Annotated in this window: 2 protein-coding genes; both read left to right on the forward strand. The window is 40.6% G+C overall.

The features are described 5' to 3' along the window. On the forward strand, positions 1-327 hold a 327-nt coding region (locus tag AAEY62_RS20235), incomplete at its 5' end, for a tyrosine-type recombinase/integrase (protein ID WP_350635972.1). 11 nt (positions 328-338) lie between these two features. After that, the coding region (locus AAEY62_RS20240; RefSeq protein WP_350635975.1) for a tyrosine-type recombinase/integrase at positions 339-490 on the forward strand (152 nt) is incomplete at its 3' end.

Consider the following 490-nt stretch of genomic DNA (forward strand, 5'->3'; position numbering starts at 1 on the left):
CTGAACTTAGACATAGCCTTGCCTAAAGCAAAACCTCGGGCACCTACTTATTTATCGCGTGATGATATTCGACGACTTATAGAAAGTTGCACGGATATGCGCTTAAAAACATTGATAGTGGTGTGTTATGGATGTGGTTTGCGTATTGGCGAACTGCTGCGCATCAAAGTGCAAGACATCGATGGACAGCGTAAAACCATTTTAATTGAACATGGTAAAGGAGATAAGTCACGCTATGTTGTTGTATCAGATAGCGTGCTAAATCAATTACGTTGCTATTGGAAAATGTATCACCCAAGGGCTGGATGTTTTATTCACGATGGTTAATGGATAAACCTATGTCACCCTCAAGCTTCAGAAAGGCATTAAAAAAACATGCACAAATGTGTGGTTTAAAGCACTGTAATCCACATGTATTACGCCATGCTTATGCAACACATCAACTTGAGTTAGGGATGCCGCTTCATCAACTTCAACATCAGCTTGGTCA

The organism is Pseudoalteromonas sp. GW168-MNA-CIBAN-0100 (genome assembly GCF_040309225.1).
GTDB lineage: Bacteria > Pseudomonadota > Gammaproteobacteria > Enterobacterales > Alteromonadaceae > Pseudoalteromonas > Pseudoalteromonas arctica.